This is a genomic window from Arthrobacter sp. LFS091 (genome assembly GCF_047977885.1).
In the GTDB taxonomy this organism is placed as follows: domain Bacteria; phylum Actinomycetota; class Actinomycetes; order Actinomycetales; family Micrococcaceae; genus Arthrobacter.
In genome coordinates this window covers 227,245-245,549 of the sequence record NZ_JBFPFP010000002.1, presented here as the reverse complement: position 1 = coordinate 245,549, position 18,305 = coordinate 227,245, and the positions used below count along the sequence as shown (strand labels likewise).

At 63.2% G+C, this 18,305-nt stretch carries 16 protein-coding genes; 3 read left to right on the top strand and 13 right to left on the bottom strand.

The annotated features are described in order from the left end of the window. Positions 1 to 26 precede the first annotated feature (26 nt). Positions 27 to 725 carry a DsbA family oxidoreductase gene (locus ACNQOP_RS03845; RefSeq protein ID WP_416403607.1) on the bottom strand — a complete coding sequence of 233 codons (699 nt, stop codon included), beginning with the start codon at positions 723 to 725 and terminating at the stop codon, positions 27 to 29. Positions 726 to 884: 159 nt separating this feature from the next. On the opposite strand from ACNQOP_RS03845, the gene ACNQOP_RS03840 reads away from it, so the two are divergent. Next, positions 885 to 1,967, top strand: coding sequence for a glycosyltransferase family 4 protein (locus tag ACNQOP_RS03840; RefSeq protein ID WP_416403386.1), 1,083 nt, complete (start codon positions 885 to 887; stop codon positions 1,965 to 1,967). Positions 1,968 to 1,990: 23 nt separating this feature from the next. Then, the gene (locus ACNQOP_RS03835) at positions 1,991 to 4,126 is read left to right on the top strand and encodes a glycogen debranching N-terminal domain-containing protein (protein WP_416403385.1); all 2,136 of its coding nucleotides are present in this window, start codon (positions 1,991 to 1,993) and stop codon (positions 4,124 to 4,126) included. Here the strand turns inward: ACNQOP_RS03835 and ACNQOP_RS03830 are convergent. The 8 genes from ACNQOP_RS03830 to ACNQOP_RS03795 form a co-directional block, all read right to left on the bottom strand. Further along, the gene (locus ACNQOP_RS03830) at positions 4,123 to 4,653 is read right to left on the bottom strand and encodes a GNAT family N-acetyltransferase (RefSeq protein ID WP_416403384.1); all 531 of its coding nucleotides are present in this window, start codon (positions 4,651 to 4,653) and stop codon (positions 4,123 to 4,125) included. The genes ACNQOP_RS03835 and ACNQOP_RS03830 overlap by 4 nt on opposite strands. A gap of 83 nt (positions 4,654 to 4,736) precedes the next feature. Beyond that, positions 4,737 to 6,071, bottom strand: a complete 1,335-nt coding sequence (locus ACNQOP_RS03825; protein ID WP_416403383.1) for a right-handed parallel beta-helix repeat-containing protein — start codon at positions 6,069 to 6,071, stop codon at positions 4,737 to 4,739. Between the two features lie 31 nt (positions 6,072 to 6,102). Next, positions 6,103 to 7,044 carry a carbohydrate kinase family protein gene (locus ACNQOP_RS03820; protein ID WP_416403382.1) on the bottom strand — a complete coding sequence of 314 codons (942 nt, stop codon included), beginning with the start codon at positions 7,042 to 7,044 and terminating at the stop codon, positions 6,103 to 6,105. A 13-nt stretch (positions 7,045 to 7,057) separates the two neighbouring features. Continuing rightward, entirely contained in the window at positions 7,058 to 8,626 is a 1,569-nt protein-coding gene (locus tag ACNQOP_RS03815; RefSeq protein WP_416403381.1) for a glycoside hydrolase family 32 protein, read from the bottom strand. Positions 8,627 to 8,668: 42 nt separating this feature from the next. Next, positions 8,669 to 9,709, bottom strand: a complete 1,041-nt coding sequence (locus tag ACNQOP_RS03810; protein ID WP_284985311.1) for a LacI family DNA-binding transcriptional regulator — start codon at positions 9,707 to 9,709, stop codon at positions 8,669 to 8,671. A gap of 71 nt (positions 9,710 to 9,780) precedes the next feature. Then, positions 9,781 to 10,707 (bottom strand): carbohydrate ABC transporter permease, encoded by a 927-nt coding sequence (locus tag ACNQOP_RS03805; protein ID WP_257370483.1) that lies wholly within the window; start codon positions 10,705 to 10,707, stop codon positions 9,781 to 9,783. Continuing rightward, positions 10,707 to 11,594 (bottom strand): carbohydrate ABC transporter permease, encoded by an 888-nt coding sequence (locus ACNQOP_RS03800; protein WP_257370482.1) that lies wholly within the window; start codon positions 11,592 to 11,594, stop codon positions 10,707 to 10,709. The genes ACNQOP_RS03805 and ACNQOP_RS03800 overlap by 1 nt, the downstream gene beginning before the upstream one ends. Before the next feature lie 74 nt (positions 11,595 to 11,668). Then, complete coding sequence (locus ACNQOP_RS03795) at positions 11,669 to 12,955, bottom strand: ABC transporter substrate-binding protein (RefSeq protein WP_284985313.1); 1,287 nt, start codon at positions 12,953 to 12,955, stop codon at positions 11,669 to 11,671. A gap of 353 nt (positions 12,956 to 13,308) precedes the next feature. On the opposite strand from ACNQOP_RS03795, the gene ACNQOP_RS03790 reads away from it, so the two are divergent. Beyond that, positions 13,309 to 14,616 carry a NosD domain-containing protein gene (locus ACNQOP_RS03790; protein WP_416403606.1) on the top strand — a complete coding sequence of 436 codons (1,308 nt, stop codon included), beginning with the start codon at positions 13,309 to 13,311 and terminating at the stop codon, positions 14,614 to 14,616. Positions 14,617 to 14,686: 70 nt separating this feature from the next. On the opposite strand, the gene ACNQOP_RS03785 is transcribed toward ACNQOP_RS03790, so the two are convergent. The 4 genes from ACNQOP_RS03785 to ACNQOP_RS03770 are packed head-to-tail and all read right to left on the bottom strand — an operon-like array spanning position 14,687 to position 18,196. After that, a complete protein-coding gene (locus ACNQOP_RS03785; RefSeq protein ID WP_211713924.1) occupies positions 14,687 to 15,079 on the bottom strand; it encodes a universal stress protein in 393 nt (130 codons plus the stop codon). After that, positions 15,076 to 16,686 carry a tripartite tricarboxylate transporter permease gene (locus ACNQOP_RS03780; RefSeq protein ID WP_257370479.1) on the bottom strand — a complete coding sequence of 537 codons (1,611 nt, stop codon included), beginning with the start codon at positions 16,684 to 16,686 and terminating at the stop codon, positions 15,076 to 15,078. Before ACNQOP_RS03780 ends, ACNQOP_RS03785 begins: the two co-directional genes overlap by 4 nt. Beyond that, complete coding sequence (locus ACNQOP_RS03775; RefSeq protein WP_211713922.1) at positions 16,686 to 17,189, bottom strand: tripartite tricarboxylate transporter TctB family protein; 504 nt, start codon at positions 17,187 to 17,189, stop codon at positions 16,686 to 16,688. Before ACNQOP_RS03775 ends, ACNQOP_RS03780 begins: the two co-directional genes overlap by 1 nt. Then, positions 17,186 to 18,196 (bottom strand): Bug family tripartite tricarboxylate transporter substrate binding protein, encoded by a 1,011-nt coding sequence (locus tag ACNQOP_RS03770; RefSeq protein ID WP_235519821.1) that lies wholly within the window; start codon positions 18,194 to 18,196, stop codon positions 17,186 to 17,188. The genes ACNQOP_RS03775 and ACNQOP_RS03770 overlap by 4 nt, the downstream gene beginning before the upstream one ends. Positions 18,197 to 18,305 lie beyond the last annotated feature (109 nt).

The window sequence follows — 18,305 nt, the reverse complement described above, 5'->3', positions numbered from 1 at the left end:
GGGCCGTAAGTGACCCCGCGTTTGTGCTAGACGGCGCAGCCGTCTGGGCCGCAGGCCTCGGCGTCCGAAGCGCCCACCGGGATAAGGGGGTTGGCTTCCTGCCACGCCTGGTTCAATGCCTGGCTGAAAAGTTCGGCGGGCTGGGCGCCCGAGATGCCGTACTTGCGGTCGATGACGAAGAACGGGACGCCGGTGACTCCGATGGTGCGGGCTTCGTTGATGTCCTGGTTGACCTCGTCCGTGTACTTGTCGGACGTGAACAGTTCGGCCACTTCCTCGGCCGGCAGTTCAAGCGCGGCGCCAAGCCCGGTGAGGTATTCCTTGTTGCCGATGTCCTTGCCGTGCTCGAAGTGGTCGCTCAGCAGTTGCTCCTTGGCGGCGTCCTGCCGGCCGTGGGCAGCGGCGAGGTGGATCAGCCGGTGCGCCGTGAAGCTGTTGGCCACTACAACTTTGTCGAACTGGTAATCCAGGCCCTCGCCCTTGGCAGTCTCCGTGACGTGGCCGAACATCTGCTTGACCTGCTCCGGTGCCATGCCCTTGCGCTTGCTCAGGTAGTCCAGTTCGGTGCCGTCGTAGTGCTCGGGAATGGACGGATCCAGCTGGTAGCTCTTCCACTCAACATCCACCGAATCACGGTGCGGGAATTGCGCCAGCGCTGTCTCGAAACGGCGCTTGCCGATGTAGCACCAAGGACACGCGACGTCTGACCAGATCTCAATCTTCATGATGGCTGTAACGCCCAAGCGGGAAACGGCATTCCGGGAGCGTGCTGTTAGTTTCCTCACTCAGGCCAAGAGTGTTGCCGGAGGTCCCTCCCAGGAATATGTTTAGAGGAGGTTGAGCAGCCAGCCTTTGTCACCGGGGGCATATGCGAAGAAGATCTCGTGCGAATCGGACTCATTGTTGGACCCTGGTTTACCGTCCCGCCCGAGAAATATGGCGGAACTGAACGCGTCGTTGACGCCTTGGCCTGTGCACTCTCGGATGCTGGCCACGACGTCCTGCTGGCAACATCATCTGACAGCACCTGCCCTGTGCCCCAGCTTCCGGGATTCGGCCCCAGCGAGCCCGAGGATGTTGGCCTCAGCTTGAGCGAACTGGCCCATGTCATCAAGGCTTACAAGGGCCTTCAGGGCGTGGATATCATCCACGACCACACCCTTGCCGGCCCGCTCTACGCGCATCGGCCCACGAACATCCCCGTGGTGACCACCATCCATGGCCAACTGACTCCACGATCCGAGGGCCTCTACCGGGACATGGCCCAGGACACCGACATCATCGCGATTTCCCGCGACCAATGCAGCCGCGTCCAGGACCTCCCGGTATCAGCCGTGATCCACCACGGCATCGACCTCTCCGCAGTGGCTGTCGGTAAGGGAACCGGCGGTTATGCCTGCTTTGTTGGAAGGATGTGCCCGGACAAAGGACTCATGGAAGCGGTGGGGATCGCCCGGGAAGCCGGGGTGCCGCTCCGCATAGCGGCCAAGATGCAGGCTCCCGACGAGCAGGAATACTTCCGTGACGTGGTGCAGCCCGCACTGGGCACTGACGAAGAATTCCTTGGCGAATTGTCCGACCCGGAAAAATACCAACTCATGGGCGATGCGACTGTCCTCCTGAACCCCATCCAATGGGCAGAACCCTTCGGCCTGGTCATGATTGAATCGTTGGCCACCGGCACTCCCGTACTGACCACGCCCATGGGTGCCGCGCCGGAAATCGTGAGCCACGGTGTCACCGGCTACGTGGCGCCGGCAAATGAGCTGGCGGGCTTCATGGGGTCGATTGGGTCCTTGAGCCGCGCAGCCTGCCGCCACGAAGTCGAGGAATCCTTCAGCGCGGCAAGGATGGCGGCGGACCATCTGGAGCTCTACGCCAGGGTGATCGAACAATTCGGGGGTACAGGGCTTCCCGTCGGCCGGAACTTGCAAGAGAATCAGAGGCAAGCTCCCATCAACCTGTGATCGACACCCAGGAAGAAGGACGTGTGACCGCTTGGAACGAAGACACCGAGGCCGGAGCGTCCGAGCTCGGAGCCGTGACCGTCGTCGAAGGTTCATCCTTCTGTATCTCCTCGCACTCAGGTGATGTTCACGGAGGCGGCTCTCAGGGCGCGTACTACCAGGACACCCGCGTGGTTTCGCGGTGGGTGCTGCGCATCAATGGCGAGCCCCGCGAACCCCTGGTGGCCCGCAATCCCACGGCCTTCCAGGCCGAATACGTGGGACGCGCGTGCACGGAAGATGGCCGGTTCGAGAGCCCGCTGCTGGTGCAACACCAGCGCACCGTCGGCTCTGGCCTCCGGGACGACCTCACCATCCGGAACTACTCCGCGCAGCCCACCACGTGCGCCACGGAACTGCTGATCGACGCGGACCTGGCCGACCTTTTCGACGTGAAAGGCGGCCGGGCAAGTACAACCGGGGAGACCGTCAGGTCTGTCCGCGGGAACGATCTGCATATCGAGTCACTGCACGCCGACGGGCAGCGCCGCGGCGTATCCTTCCAAGCCCAGGAAGCTACTGCTACCGAGGACGGGCTCACCTTCCAGGTCACCATCCCGCCCCGCAGCCACTGGTCCACCACCGTGATCGCCCTGCCACTGATCAACGGCAAAGCACCCGACAACCCGTTCATCGCCGGCACGCCCCTGAGCCACAGCGTGGCCGCCCAACGCTACGTCCAATGGGAAGAGCACGTACCGCGCATCCGGCTGACGGACCCGAACGTGACGGACGTGCTGGACCAGAGCCAACGCGACCTCGGCTCCCTCCGCATTTTCGACGACAACCACCCCGGGCGTGCCGCAATCGCCGCCGGGGCACCCTGGTTCATGGCGTTGTTCGGACGCGACTCCCTCCTGGCCTCGTACATGTCCCTCATGATCGACCCCAGCCTGGCCGCGGGAACCCTCCAAACCCTGGCCGGCCTGCAGGGCAGCAAAGTGGACAACGATTCAGAGGAAGAACCGGGGCGGATGCCCCACGAAGTCCGTTTGGGAGCCAGCGCCGGCTTGTCCTTGGGCGGCACGGCGTACTACGGGACGGCGGACGCCACACCCCTTTTCGTATCCACGCTTGGCGAACTCAGCCGCTGGGGCCTGGGCGAGGACATCATCGAATCCCTCCTTCCCCATGCCGACCGGGCCATCGACTGGATGGAACAGTACGGGGACAAAGACGGGGACGGGTTCATCGAGTACCAGCGGCCCAACAAGCATGGGCTGGTGAACCAAGGGTGGAAGGACTCCTGGGACGGCATCAACTTCGCCGACGGCACGTTGGCTGAGACCCCGATCGCGCTCTGCGAGGTGCAGGCTTACGCCTACGCGGCCTACGTGGGCCGGTCCCTGTTGGCGCGCGCGGCGGGCGACACCGCCGTCGAGCGTCGTTGCGCCGACCGGGCCGAAGCCCTGAAAGCGGCCTTCAACGAAAGGTTCTGGCTCCCGGACCGCGGGTATTTTGCGCTCGCACTGGACAAGGACAAAAGGCCCGTGGACTCGTGCACCTCCAACATGGGCCACTGCCTGTGGGTGGGCATCGTGGACGAAGACAAAGCGCCGCAGGTTGCCGAACGGCTCATGTCACCGGAGATGTTCACCGGCTGGGGCATCCGCACCCTGGGCTCCGACATGGGCGCCTACAACCCGGTCAGCTACCACAACGGCTCCGTCTGGCCGCACGATACAGCGCTCGCCGCCACCGGGCTCATGCGGTACGGCTTCGTGGAGGAGGCCAGCAAGGTGGCGGGTGGATTGTTCGACGCCGCCGAACACTTCGGCGGCCAGCTCCCCGAACTTTTTTGTGGCTTTGACCGCGGCGACTTCACCAACCCGGTTCCCTATCCGACGGCGTGTTCCCCCCAAGCATGGGCGGCTGCGGCACCGGTCCAACTCGCCCGGATCCTGCTGCGGTTCGATCCCGACTTCACCCGCAGTGTGCTCCACCTGGCGCCGATCCTGCCGGCTTCCCTGGGCACCTTTGAGGCCGACAACGTGCTGCTGGGGCGATCACGGATCAGGGTGGAAGCGAACGGTTCTTCCGGCAGCGTTGCCGGTCTCCCCGCGGGACTGGAACTGAGGTCCGATCCGCGGCCGCCCCTTACCGGAGAGCTGTTCGGCTAGAGTTCGTGCTCCATGACGAAGTCGTGCTCTACGGTGTTACCCAGTTTGAAGGACTTGGTGCCCACTTTCTGGAAACCGCTCTTCTCGTAGAAGCGGATGGCTTTGGCGTTCTCGCTGTTCACGCCGAGCCATACACCCGCCGCGCCCTTGTCCGCGGCGTGGGCCAGGGAAGCCTGCATCAGCCTTGATGCCGCTCCGTGGCCGTGGTGGTCCGGGTGGACATAGCACTTGCTCAGCTCCGTGGACGGCAGGAACGAGAGCACGGAGGCGACGTCGGGATCGCTGGCCGGCTTGGCAACCAGGAGGGTGTAACCGTTGAGCTGGCCGTCGTCGTCGAGCACCAGGATGGTGATCTTCGGATCGGCCAAGTAGTCCAGGAAGTTGGACTCGCTCAGCGTCTTCTCAAGGTGGGCCTGAATGTCCGCCGGTGAAGCGCCGGGCGGGCAGGCCAGCGGAAAGGTGACGGCTGCCAGCTCAGCCAGTTTCCCGGCGTCGTGTGCGGTTGCCGTGCGGATGGTCTCGGTCATGTGTTTCCCCCTCGGAGTTCCTTGGGCAGCTGATGCCCCTAAGAACGAATCTTAAGGGCATCAGCTGGGCAAAGAACTCCGGATCACAAAGTAGGGGTGGCCCTGACGGCGTTGGTGCCCCTGTCCGCGACTACCTGCGCATCACTGCCGGAATCGAGGATGGTGTTGCGCGCTGAAGCGGGATCCACCTGGACGGCGGTCACGGCCAGGTCCTCTACGTCATCAGTGGCCAAGAGGGCATCCACTTGGGCTTCGAAGCAATCATCGCTTGTTGAGGAGTGGACGTTCATGGCCACTACATGGTTGTTGGACACGAAGTTTCCGGCGCCCTCGCGCAGCCGGACGATGACCGGCGTCGCACCTTCCGGACGGATGCTCGCCGAGTCGATGATCTGCGAGAAATGGTTCCCGATCACGGAGTTGTTGCTGCCGCTGACGGTGAGGATCCCGTGCAGGTCGTCCAGCCCGTTGTCGATCCCCAGGAACGGTGTCCACGGCTCATGGTCGCGCAGGAAGTGGTTGGTGGCTACGAGGTTCTCAGAGCTGTTGCCTTCAAGGACCACCATGCCCGGGTAGAAGGAATGCAGGCGGTTGTTGGTGACGCTCGAGCGGGTGACGCCGCTGAACCGGACGCTGCTCGCCCCGCGGGGGAAGACGTTGTTGGCAGTGACCAGCAGGCCACCATGGTTCTCGGCGTAGATCGAGTGGCCTTTGAAACCGGCCCCGATAAGGTTGTCGGTGATCTTGGACGCCTGCCCCCAGCCGCGCAGCTCGATGCAGCTTCCGCACTCCGCGATGAAGTTGTTGTGGATGGAGAGGGCGTCCGCGTTGTGGATGGTCAGCGCGTGTTCAAGGTAGATGAAGCCCATCTCATTGACGCGGAAGGAATCGTTGGCGCTGGCTACGTGGATGCCGGTCTTGCCATTGACGTAGCTGTTTTCCGCGGGCAGGTCCGAGCCGTCCGGGGTGAAATGCAGCCCGTCGATGCAGAAGTTGGCGAACTCCACTGAGCTGATCCGGGGGCTGCCCGCCCGCTCGACAAGGAACGCAGCTCCATTCGCTGGGTTCGCGCTGTCTGCGACGGGGAGGTCAACCAGGACCCGGCTTCCCCCGGGCCACAGCTCGTGGAGATCCGGCCATTCGTCTTCGGGAACGTTGAACCGGATGCTTGAGGACGTAAAACCGTGTCCCGAGCCCTGGATCCTGAGGAAGCTGATGTCAATCAAAACCTGTGTCCGCAGGCGGTAGTCGCCGGGCGGGAGGTAAATCACGGCTCCCGGCTTGCCGCCGTCGTTCACGTTTGAGACGTTCTGGCGGTCCTTGATGTCGGCGATGATGCTGTTGATGGCCTCGCCGACATCTTCGGAGGGATTGCCGACGTGCCAGCTGGTCACGTCGTAGTAGTTGCTGCTGGACATGGTGTGGATCCTCTTGGAGTGGGGGAGGTGGTCAGATGGCGGGTTGGTGGTCGGGCAGTTCGGCCAACAGCTCGTCCGACGTCGGCGGATTGGCGCCCGCGCGCCGCACCGTGATGGCCGCGGCCTTGGTGGCCAAGCGCCCCAACGCCTCCAGGGCACCGGGCCCCAGCCCTTCGGCTTCCCTTGCCATGAGCCCGTAGATCAGGGCGGCCATGTAGGAGTCGCCGGCGCCAATGGTGTCCACCACTACAGACTTCACGGACGGAACCAGAACCTGCCCTCCCCGGGTTGAGAGCAGCGATCCGTCTGAACCCTTGGTGACCACTGCCAGGCCGGCCCCCAGGCGCAGGATGCGTTGCGCAATGTCTTCCAGCGCCAACCCCGGATAGAGCCACCGGGCGTCCTCATCGCTGAGTTTGACCACCTCAGTGAAGGGGATGAGGTCCTCAAAGATTCCCTTCGCTTCGGCCTGGCTGCCCAGCAGCGCAGGCCGGATGTTGGGGTCGTAGGTCACCAGGCAGCGCCGGTACGACTGCTCCAGGAGTGTCCGGACTGCCGCCGCTCCGGGTGCAAGGAAGGTGGCGATCGATCCGGTGTGAAGAACCTTGGGAAGGGTCATCGGTGCGGTGGAGGGCAGGTCCCAGGTGATATCGAAGTCGTAGTGGGCTGAACCGTCGGATGCCAGGGTGGCGGTTGCCGTAGCGGTTCGGTCCCGTTTTCCGGGACCAGCCAGGAGCTCGACGCCGGCACTGGCCAGGTGCCGCTGGATGGCGGCACCGTGGTGGTCGTCTCCGATCGACGTCATCAAGGCGGTGCGGACGCCCAGCCGGCCAAGTCCGTAGGCGACGTTTGCCGGGGATCCTCCGGGGTGCTCCACAGTACCGCCGGGGGCGACGACAATATCCACCAGGGCTTCGCCAACAACTACAACGTCGGGGTCTGTTCCAGGGTGGGCAGGTTTTGCTTCTTGCATTCCGGGCTTTTCCTTAGGCGATTGATGAGACGGCGAGCTTGCGGACGGTTGCAGTGCCACCCTCAGCTGACAGCCAGTTTTGGAGGCTGTTGGCTTCGGGAAAAACGAGATCTGTCAGGACCACTTTGCCGTCCTGTGCGAAGACCTCCACGGAGCATTGGTCCACGACGATCAGCAGTTTAAGGATGCCGTCCTCCAAAGCGGCCGGGGCCGATTCCACTGATGCGAACTTCCCGTGGAACTGGGTGTCTCCCGACTGCCTGCGGTCCAGGGTGAGCCGCCCACTGCGTGTGCTGTAGCTCAGCACCGTGCGCTGGCTCCCGTCGGTGCTGCCAAGCAGGCTGAACTCAACGCGTTCGGCGCTTCCCGGAACAATCTCGGCTTCGATGACCTGTGCGGTACCGGGAACGGCGTCGGCCAGCCTAAGGGCAGTGCCGTCCAGATTGAACGGCGCGGGACCGGGCACTGGGTTTTCCTCCACCCGCTGTTCGGGAAGGACCGGTTGCTGGATCAGTTGGAGGGAGCCGTTTACTGAACTGAGCCGGAGTTCCCGTGCCAAGGTCATCGAGGACCGCCAGGGCGCCGTGGGCAATTGGTTGGCGTAGTCCCAGTTGTTCATCCAGCCGATGGTGATGCGCCGGTTGGCAGGGACGTTGCTGAAGGACACGGAGGCGTAGCAGTCGCGGCCCCAGTCCAGCCAGAGGCATTGCTGCAACGCCGCCTGAGCCGCATCCTTGTCGGGGAAGGACGACAACCCGGCGGGAGCGGCGAGCGAGCCCGCGTCCGGGACGAAACGGACGCCGTCGAAGTCCCCCACGAAGTACTGGCCGCCCGAACCGCCGGCCACGGCACCCGGGTTGACGTTGACGATCAGCACCCATTTGGTGTTGTCCGGATCGCCGTCCACCGCCAACGGGAACAGATCGGGGCATTCCCATTCACCGGCGTCCGCGTTGGCCGGGCCAAAGTCGCTGAGGAAGTCCCAGGATTTGAGGTCCCCGGAACGGTACAGGACTACCTTTTGGTGCTGCGCTTCAACTGCGACCATCACCCAGAAGGACCCTTCTGCGCCCTCGTAGCGGAAGACTTTGGGATCCCGGAAGTGCGCTGAATTCCTGGTGAGGACAGGGTTTTCATCGTATTTGAGCCACGTCATTCCGCCATCGGTGCTGTAGGCGAGGGACTGGGCCTGCGTGCCGCCGTACGGGGAGCCGGCCTTGAAGGCGCTGGTGTAGACAGCCACCAAGGCTGGGGAGTCGACCGTTCCAAAACCGGACGTGTTGCCGTGGTCCACAACGACGCTTCCGGAGAAGATGTCCTCAACCTCGTCGCCGGCAATAGCGACCGGGTGCTCAGTCCAGTGGATGAGGTCGGGGGACGTGGCATGGCCCCAGGACATGTTGCCCCAGACGTTTCCGTAAGGGTTGTTCTGGAAGAAGAGGTGGTACAAACCGTCGTGGAACACCAGGCCGTTGGGATCATTCAGCCACGTGTCGCTTGCCGTGAAGTGGATGGCAGGGCGGAACCGGGGGGTTACGTCCGGGGCTGTTTCCGGGCGTGCGGCATCAAGGCTACTGGACATGTGGTGCGTTCCTTTTGGGACGTTGAAGTGGCTGGCTGGGTGTTAGCGGGGAGCTGCGACGGAATCGCGGGTCACCAACGGACAGCCCAGGATGGTGGGGTGGAGTGCCATTAAGGACAGGTCTTCCTTGCCCTCAATGGCGTCAATAAGGTGTTCCGTAGCCCAGGCCCCCATCTCGTAGTGGGGGAGGGCGACTGTGGTGAGGCCGGGGTGGAGGTTGGCGGCGATCAGTTCCTGGTCGTCAAAGCCCACTACGGAAAGGTCGCGGGGAATGCTGAGTCCCAGTTCGGCGGCCGCCCGGTAGGCACCCATGGCCATGCGGTCGTTGTAGCAGAACAGTGCCGTAGGCCTCTCCGTCCGCGAGAGAATGCGTTTCGCCGCCTCATAGCCGCCCTGCACTTCGGAGGCCTCGGACTCGACAGGTGCCGCATCGCCGTCGAGCCCTGCTTCGTTGAGCATGGCCCGGAAGGCCTGCAGCCGCTGACGGGTTGCCGGCACATCATCGGTGTTGTTGATGAAGCCCACCCGGGTGTGGCCGGCGTCGAGGAGGGCGCCGACAGCGGCGCGGGCGCCGCCATCCTCGTCCGGTACCACTGCGGTGATGTTCCCGCCAATGGCAACGGAGTCCACCAGGACCGACGGGACGCTGGCCAGGTTCTCCGGAAGTTCCACGTTGCGGTGGTACATGGTGGCGTAAAGGATCCCGTCCACACGGCGCTCCAAGAGTGCCTGCACGTCGGCTTGCCTTGATTCGAGGCTGGCTGAACCCGGGGTGTTGATGATCATGAGGTTGTACCCCCGGGCTTTGGCGGCCTCATCAGCGCCAAGGATGATCCTGCCCGCGTGGGGCGTGGTGGCGATTTCCTCGCTGACCAGCCCCAGCATGCCGGTCCTTTGCGTACGGAGGGCCTGGGCCAGGCGGTTGGGGCCGTAACCGAGTTCTTCGGCGGCCATCCTGACTTTGTCCCGCGTTTCGGGGCTGATCCGGGCATAGGAAACCTCGTTGAGGACGTGGGACACGGTGGTGACGGACACGCCGGCGGCGACGGCTACGTCCTTGATACCGATGTTCTTGCTGCTCATTGACTCCCACGTCCTTATGGTTGGTGACGCCCCCGAAGGGGCTATCAGTAGGCTACTCGTTGATGGTGGCGCTAGCCCTTGACCGCACCCAGCGTCATGCCCGCCACGATCTTGCGCTGCAGCAGGAGCGTCAGCAGGATGACCGGGATCGAGTACACCGCGGCGAGGGCCGTCATGGAACCCCAGTCCAGGCCGAACTGCGTTTGGAAGTTCGCGATCACCACTGGCGTTGTCTGGGAGCGGATCGCTGTCATCAGGAGTGCGAACAGGAATTCGTTCCAGGAAGCCAGGAAGGCGAAGATCGCTGTGACGGCGATACCGCCGGACACCACGGGGATGACCACCCGCCACAGGGCACCAAGCCTGCTGCATCCGTCCACGGTTGCGGCTTCTTCAAGGTCCCGGGGGACTGACTCGAAGAAGCTGGACATCAGCCAGATCGAGAGGGGCAGCGAGATGGTGGTGTGCGCAATGGACAGGGCTATGGGGGTGTCGGCCAGCCCTGCGGAGGACATCATGGACGCCAGCGGAATGCCGATGGCCACCGGCGGGACCATGCGGGTCACCAGTGCGGCCATGATGAACACCCGGCCGCTGGGGGTCTTGTACCGGGTGATGCCGTAGGCGGCCGGCACTGCCAGGACCAGTGACAACAGCGTGCTGATGACCGCTGTTTGGATGCTGTTGATGAAGGATGCCACCACGCCGCTGCGACCCAGTGCGCTGGTGTAGTTCTCCAGCGTCCACTCGCGGGGCAGGATGGTGGGCGGGACGGCGATGGTGTCGATCGGCGTCTTGAACGACGTGAACAGCAGGTACAGGAACGGGAAACCGTACAGCACCATTGCTACCGCCAGCAGGATCCACAGGATGGTCCGCGTGCTGCGCCGGCCGGCTTCGAGCCCTTCACGGTTGACCCCGCGACGCCGGAGCACTTGTGGTTCGCTAAGGCCCGACGGCGGCGGGCTGGCTATGGTGGCTACGCTCGCGTTGCTCATCAGTTGTCCTTTCCTGGCCGCCAGATGGTTGCCACTGCGACGAAGGCAATGGCAAGCATGGCGAGGAGGTAGATAGTGCCCATGGCGCTGGCGAGCCCGGGGTCGCCGAAGCGGATCATGGTGCGGTAGATCAGCAGGCTCATCGTTTCCGATGCCGACTGTGGTCCGCCGTTGGTCTGGATGAGGATGGTGTCAAAGGCCCTCGCAGCGTCGATTCCGCGGACCACCAAGGCAACAGCGATCACGGGGCGCAGCAGCGGAAGGATGATCCGGAACAGGAGCGCCGGAGCCCGGGCGCCATCCAAGCGGGCGGCCTCGAGCAGGTCGCCGGGAATGTTCTGGAGGCCGGCGAAGAGCACCAGACACATAAAGGACGTCGTGAGCCAGATATCTGGGATGGCCACCGAGAACAACACAATGTTGGGGTCGGACAACCACCCGATCTGGTTGGGGTCCGACAGGATGCCTGCCTGATGGAGGAGCGTTCCGATGAGGCCGAAGTTATCGATCATCAGGAACTTCCACAGGAGGCCCGCAACGATCGGGGCGATCATCAGGGGGTAGAGGAACACTGTCCGCCAGATCTGGGACTTCTTGCCCAGGGCAGTGAAGAGCAACGCCATGCCGAGGCCGAGGGTGAACTCCAGTGCTACTACCACCACGGTGTAGCCCAAGGTCCGCCATCCGGCGCTGGTGAAGGCCTCGGAGGTGAATGCGGTGACGTAGTTTTGGAACCCCACAAAATCGCGGGGGCCGCCGGCGATGGGGGAGATCTTGAAGAAGCTGTCCGCCACCAGGCGGAAGAGCGGGTAGGCCACGAATACGGCCAGGAACAGTGCCGCGGGCGTCATCAGATAGAGGGCGAAGCGGCGATCGGAGATACGCACGGTTTTCTTTTCTGCTGGTTGGGACCGCGGCCGGCACTGTCATTTGAGTGCTGATGGTGCCGGCCGCGGAGTCTTTACTTCAGGAGGTCCTGGATCTGCTTCTTGGCATCGGCCAGGAGGGCGGAGGTGTCGCCACCGGCCACGGCCTTCTGCAGCAACGGGATCAGGACGGTATCAACGATCTGCTGCCACTTGGCGGTAGCGGGGCGGGTGGCCGTTGCCTGGCCGTTGAGGGTCTCGATGAGTGGCTTGAAGCTCTCGTAACCGGGCTGGTCCTGGTACTTCTGGAAGGCGCTGATCCGCGATGCCAAACCGAGCTTGGATTCGATTCCCTTGTCGTTGTAGTCGTAGGCGCACTTGACGAACTTCTTGGCAGCGTCAGTGTTCTTGGTTGCCTTGGGAACGGAGAGGTACCACGGTCCCGGAACGCCTGCGACGCCGGCGCTGCCGCCAATCATTGCTGCGGCTCCCACCTTTCCTGCCACGGGAGCATCAGCAGGAATCTGGCGGTAGGCGTGGGCCCAGAATCGGGTCATGGCGGTCTTGCCTTGGTTGAACAGGTTCTGTGCTGCCGCCCAGTCAACCTGTGCTGCACCGCTCGGGGCGTCCTTTGCCAAGCTCACGTAGAAGTCCAGGGCTTCCTTGTGGGCGGCGTTGTCGATGACCACATTGTTGTCCTTGTCCAGGACCATGGGGGAGCCGGCCTGGAGGACGTGGGCCAGCCATTCGGTTTCAACTGCGCCCTTGACGTCCGTGCCGTACATGCCGTCCTTGGTGAAGAACTCCGAAATGTCCTGGTACTGCTTCCAGGTCTTGGGCGCAGCGAGCTCGTAACCGTACTTGGCCTGGAAATCGGCCTTGTTCTTGGCGTCCTCAAACAGATCCTTGCGGTACAGGATGATCTCGGCGTTGGTCCAGGCCGGCATGCCGATGAAGTGGCCATTTACGTTTGCTTCCTTGACGAGCGCGGGGAAGATGTCCTTCTTGGCGTCGTCGGTAAAGAGCTCGTCGATGGGTTGGACGGCGTCCTTGAAGCTGGGCAGCCAGACCGAGTCCAGGGCTGCGACGTCGAAGGACACGTTGCCGGAGGAGAACTCGCTGGAAAGGCGGTTGAACATTCCGTCGTAGGGGAGTTCGACGAAGTTCACGTCGACGCCGGCGTCCTTCTTGCACTGTTCGGCGACGCCCGTGAGTTCGGCGTGGCCTCCGGCTTCGACCAAAACGTTGATGGAACTGGATCCTCCGGATCCGCCGGATGAGGGCGCCGGGCCTCCGGCGCCACAACCGGTGGCAACGAGTGCGACGGCGGTGCACAGCCCGCCGAGGGTGACGAGCTTGGAGATGGTGTTTCGAGTGGACATCGCTGTCGACTCACTTTCTCTTGAACGGAGTGGCAAAAACGGTGCTGAGGTTCATTTGGGTGACAAATCGTTTTGCCAAAACGACTTGGCATGAGTGTAGGCCTCCAATATTTCTGGTGTCAAGGGTCACATCGGCGGGAGGTCCGGAGCGGATCGTGCCAAAATACTGGCCCGGATTTTGGCGTTGACAGCCCTCACAACTGCTCTTAGTGTTTCTCCCAACCCCCCTTGGATAAACGATTTGGCACGCCGTGCCTGACTGCCACCCCGAGGCGCCGGGCTATGGACGAGGACTGACAGGAGATCCAGTGGGAACTGGCAGGAAGCTTGAAACGACCGACCCGGGCCGCCGAATGCTCGTGGGGGCAGGGGCTGTGGGCACGCTGGCTGCGGCCTTGAGCCTTGGAACATCCCCAAACGCAGAGGCCGCGGAGGAGAGTAAAGGGGGTCCCTTCAACTCGCCGAACGCCTATGACGTCACGGCTTGGAAGATCAAAGGAAAGCCCAAGATCACGGCGGAGTCGGATATCGGTGCCGTCATCAATGACATCATCGCTGACATAAAAAAGCGCCAGGCGACGCCGGAGACCAGGCCGGGAGCCGTTGTCATCATTCCTCCGGGGGACTATGACCTTCTCACCCAAGTGGTGGTGGACGTGGACTACCTCACCATCGCCGGTTTTGGTCATGGCTTCTTCTCCCGAAGCATCAAGGACAACGTCGACACCACGGGCTGGGTAAACCTGCAGCCGGGCGGCAGTCACATCCGCGTCCTGACGCCACCTTCGGCGCCCCAGGCATTTCTCGTGCGCAGGAACGGAAGCCCCCGCCTGTCCGGGATCGTGTTCAGGGATTTCTGCCTTGATGGGGTTTCTTTCACCCCGGACGCGAACAGCTACAAAAATGGGAAGACCGGCATTGACGTCGCATCCGACAACGACTCCATCCACATCACGGGGATGGGGTTCGTCTATCTCGAGCACGCTCTGGTAGTCCGGGGCGCCGACGCCCTGCGGATCCACGACAACATGATCGCAGAATGCGGGAACTGCGTGGAACTGACCGGAGCCGGTCAGGCAACGATTGTCAGCGACAACCTGATGGGTGCCGGCCCCGAGGGAGTGACTCTTCTGGCCGAAAACCACGAAGGTCTCCTGGTCACAGGAAACAACTTCTTCCCCAGAGGACGCAGTCTCCTTGAGTTCACAGGCTGCAATCGCTGCAGCGTGACATCAAACAGGTTCCAGGGCTTCTATCCGGGCATAATGCGCCTTCTGAATGGATGCAAAGAAAACCTCATCACCTCCAACCACTTCCGCCGGGGCGCGGAAGGGTTTCCGCCCTTCATCGACCGCACCAACGGACTCGATGACCTCTACGGCGTCATCCATACGCTGGGAGACAACAACCTCATCTCAAACAACCTTTTCGCTTACGACGTCCCGCCGAACAAGGTTGTCCCTGCCGGTGCCCAGCCGACCATCATCCTGATCGCAGGAGGGGACGGCAACGTCATAGCCACCAACCACGTGGTCAGCAATGTTGCCACCCAGCACGTGGTTCTTGACGGATCGACTACCCATTCGAAGGTGCTCGACAGCGGAGCCGCGTCCACCATCACCTCATACAGCCAGGACACGGCCATCCGGCCCACCCCCTGACGCTCAAACGCATAAAGCACGACGGCGGCTGGCCACCTTGGTGACCAGCCGCCGTCGTGCTTCCCGAACCTTAGTCCGCCTTGACCGCCAGCACGGGGCAGTCAGCCTCCAGCAGGATCCGCTGGGAGACGCTGCCCATGATGAGCTTGCCCACCGGGCTGCGGCGGCGGAGGCCGATCACGATCAGCCCGGCGTCATGCTCGTCAGCTGCGTCCAGTACTTCGGCTGCTGCGTCGTGGCCGCGGATGGGCTGCTTGATGACGTGCTGCACGCCCTGCGAAGCAAGCCGTTCCTCGATGCTCTGGATGTCCGGCTCCTGGGCGTAGCGATTGTCCACCAGGGCGTCGCCCTTGGAGGAGTTGATGACAAGGAGGGTTTCGTTGCCCTTCTTGGCCTCGGCGATGGCCTGGGTCAGGGCCGCTTCGCCTTCCGGTGTAGGGACGTATCCCACCACGATGGTCATGGTTTCTCCTGTTTCCGATGGGTTGGGATGGTGGCTTCCGTGGTGGTTGACGGCGGCACGGACGCAACGGCGTGGTCCGCGCTGGGTTCAGCGTCGTCGTAGCCAATGGGCATGGCCTTTGCCGGACGGCTGCGCCGGATGACCTTGAGCACCAGCGGCCACGCCAGGATGATGCCGATGATCACGTAAATCCCGACGGCGATCGGCTCGCTGAAGAGCCCGGCAGGGTCGCCGGCACTGAGCTGCAGGGTCTTGCGGAGCTGGCCTTCCAGGCGAGGGCCGAGGATGACGCCCAGAATGAGCGGCAGGACGGGGAGCCCGAACCGCCGCATCATGAAGCCGAGTGCGCCGAGGACCAGCAGGATTACCAGGTCGAACGCCTGCAGGTTCACCGAGTAGGCGCCCAAAGTGGCGAAGAACAGGATGCCTGCGTACAGGTACGGGCGGGGGAGCTGCAGGAGCTTGGCCCACAGGGGTGCCAGCGGAAGGTTGATCAGCAGGAGCAGGAGGTTGCCGATGAAGAGGCTGGCAATCAACGCCCAGACCAACGGTCCCTGGCTGGAGAAGAGCTGCGGACCAGGCTGGATGCCGTAGGACGTAAATGCTGCGAGCATCACGGCGGCCGTTGCGTTGGTGGGCAAACCGAGGGCCAGCATGGGGGTGAGCGTGCCGGCCGCCGCTGCGTTGTTGGCAGCTTCCGGCCCGGCCACGCCCTCAATGGCACCGTGTCCGAATTCTTCGGGGTGTTTGCTGAGGCGCTTTTCCGTGACGTAGGAGAGGAACGTGGGGATTTCGGCTCCACCTGCAGGCAGTGCGCCGAACGGGAAGCCAAACACTGTGCCGCGAAGCCACGGCTTCCAGGAACGCTGCCAGTCCTTCTTGCCCATCCAGGGACGGCCCACCGGAATGATGTGCAGCGGAGTGCGGCGCAAATGGGCGGCCACCCAGAGTGCCTCGCCCACGGCGAAGATTGCCACGGCCACCACCACAATGTCCAGTCCGTCGGACAACAGCGGAATGCCGAACGTTAGGCGGCTTTGACCGGTCACGGAGTCCAAACCAACCAGTCCGATGGCCAGGCCCAGGCCCAGGGAGGCGAAGCCGCGGAGACGTGACTTGCCCAGGACCGCGGTGACGGCCAGGAGAGCCAGCATCATGATTGCGAAGTAGCTGGGCGAGCCCAGGCTGACGGCGAACTTCACAACGATCGGCGCGCAGACGGCAAGGAGGGTGGTGCCAATGGTTCCGGCAACGAACGAGCCGATGGCCGCCGTCGCAAGCGCTTGGGCGGCGCGTCCCGCCTTGGCCATCTTGTTGCCTTCAATGGCTGTAACCACGGATGAGGATTCACCCGGTGTGTTCAACAGGATGGAGGTGGTGGAGCCGCCGTACATGCCGCCGTAGTAGATACCGGCGAACATGATGAACGCGCTGGTGGGTTCAAGGGCATAAGTAACGGGGAGGAGCAGTGCCACGGTCATGGCCGGGCCCAGCCCGGGGAGGACACCAACAGCGGTGCCCAGGATGACGCCGATCATGGCGTACATCAGGTTCATGGGAGTCAGGGCGGTGGAGAAACCGTCCATCAAGGAGGACCAGACGTCCATCAGAGGATTCCTTCCAGGAGCCCGGCCGGCAAAGCAATGCCGAGGCCGAGGTAGAAGCCGTAGAAGGTGAGCAGGGAGAGCGCCACGGAGATGATTCCGTCGCGGATGTACCGGCGGCTGCCCAGGGCAAGGACGCTGCCCCAGAACAGGACGGTGCCGGAGATGACCCAGCCGGCCCAGTCGATCAGCAGGATGTTCAGGAGGAATGCACCCGCCAGCGGAAGGATGGTCTTCCAGTCCGCAGGATGGGTCAGGTCCACATCCTCGCCTTCTTCGGCTTCGCCTTTACCGCCACGGAGGACGTTGATGGCCAGCATCACGGCGCAGATCAGGAGAATTCCGGCAACGATGAACGGGACCGTCTTGGGGCCAACGGGGTCTGACTTGGAGTACGGGGTTACCAGGCCGTTGGCGTCGAGGAAAACAAGGACGCCAACCACGCCGAGCAGGAGGGCTACCCCCAGCTCGGCGCGGCCTTTCAAGCCTGTTACTGCAGAGCTCACGCCAGACCAAGCTTGGTGAGGACGTCCGCCACCCGCTTGTCCTGGTCGGTCAGGAAGGTCTTGAACTGATCGCCGGTGACAAAAGCGTCCGTCCAGCTGTGGGTCTTCAGCGCTTGCTTCCAGCCCTCGGAAGCGTGCATTTTCTCCAGTGCGGCGATCAGGGACTGCTTGTCGGCGTCGCTGATGCCTGGAGGGGCCACCACGCCACGCCAGTTGCTGAACACCAGGTCAATGTTGGATTCCTTCAGCGTGGGTGCGTCCACGCCGTCGAGCCGCTTTTCACCGCTGGTGGCGAGCACACGGACTTCGCCGGACTTGATCTGCTCCAGGTACTCACCGGCGCCGGAAGCGGCAAAGCCGAGCTTGTTGCCCAGGATGGCGGGCAGGAGGTCGCCACCGCCGTCGTAGGAAACAAAGTTGACCTTGGTGGCGTCGATGCCAACGGCACCGGCCAACTGCATCGGCAGCAGGTGGTCAGGTCCGCCGGGGGAGGAGCCTCCGCCCACTGAGATGGATCCGGGATCAGCCTTCCAGGCTTTCACAAGGTCGTCGATGGTCTTGTAGGGGGAGTCCTTGCTGACCATGATGGCGCCCGGCTCTTCAATCAGCTTTGCCAGGGGCGTAGTGTCCGTCAGCTTTGACTGCGACTTGTTGGTGTAGCTGGCACCAACGACGCCCAGGCCCATCAACATGGCGAGATCGCCATTGCCCTTCTCATTGACCACCCGGGCCAGGCCGACAGTGCCGCCGGCACCGGCGAGGTTAAAGACCTCGGTGTTGTTGGCGATTTTCTCGTCATCAAGGACCTTGGCCGCTGCGCGGGCCGTGGTGTCATAGCCGCCGCCGGGAGTGTTAGGCACCATGATCTGGAGCCCGGTGATGGGTCCGGCTGCTGCGCCGGAGGTTTCCGAACCGGTGGAGCTCTTGCCTGTGGCACCGCAACCTGTGGCCATCAGGGCGAGGCCGGCGGCAACGGCGGCGACTCGCAATGCGCGGATCTGGCGCATGGTGTTCCTCTTCTCAGTTATGAATTCTGTCCAGGGCGGTCATCGTTGAGCCCCGGGAACTGATGCTAGGCGGGGGCGTGACGGCGATCACTCTTGTGTTCGCAGTGAT

What these genes read in the sequence shown, in the direction of transcription:
- ACNQOP_RS03845 (WP_416403607.1), bottom strand. Translation starts at nt 725, where the DNA reads ATGAAGATTGAGATCTGGTCAGACGTCGCGTGTCCTTGGTGCTACATC.
- ACNQOP_RS03830 (WP_416403384.1), bottom strand. Translation starts at nt 4,653, where the DNA reads ATGACCGAGACCATCCGCACGGCAACCGCACACGACGCCGGGAAACTG.
- ACNQOP_RS03825 (WP_416403383.1), bottom strand. Translation starts at nt 6,071, where the DNA reads ATGTCCAGCAGCAACTACTACGACGTGACCAGCTGGCACGTCGGCAAT.
- ACNQOP_RS03820 (WP_416403382.1), bottom strand. Translation starts at nt 7,044, where the DNA reads ATGCAAGAAGCAAAACCTGCCCACCCTGGAACAGACCCCGACGTTGTA.
- ACNQOP_RS03815 (WP_416403381.1), bottom strand. Translation starts at nt 8,626, where the DNA reads ATGTCCAGTAGCCTTGATGCCGCACGCCCGGAAACAGCCCCGGACGTA.
- ACNQOP_RS03810 (WP_284985311.1), bottom strand. Translation starts at nt 9,709, where the DNA reads ATGAGCAGCAAGAACATCGGTATCAAGGACGTAGCCGTCGCCGCCGGC.
- ACNQOP_RS03805 (WP_257370483.1), bottom strand. Translation starts at nt 10,707, where the DNA reads ATGAGCAACGCGAGCGTAGCCACCATAGCCAGCCCGCCGCCGTCGGGC.
- ACNQOP_RS03795 (WP_284985313.1), bottom strand. Translation starts at nt 12,955, where the DNA reads ATGTCCACTCGAAACACCATCTCCAAGCTCGTCACCCTCGGCGGGCTG.
- ACNQOP_RS03790 (WP_416403606.1), top strand. Translation starts at nt 13,309, where the DNA reads ATGCTCGTGGGGGCAGGGGCTGTGGGCACGCTGGCTGCGGCCTTGAGC.
- ACNQOP_RS03785 (WP_211713924.1), bottom strand. Translation starts at nt 15,079, where the DNA reads ATGACCATCGTGGTGGGATACGTCCCTACACCGGAAGGCGAAGCGGCC.
- ACNQOP_RS03780 (WP_257370479.1), bottom strand. Translation starts at nt 16,686, where the DNA reads ATGGACGTCTGGTCCTCCTTGATGGACGGTTTCTCCACCGCCCTGACT.
- ACNQOP_RS03770 (WP_235519821.1), bottom strand. Translation starts at nt 18,196, where the DNA reads ATGCGCCAGATCCGCGCATTGCGAGTCGCCGCCGTTGCCGCCGGCCTC.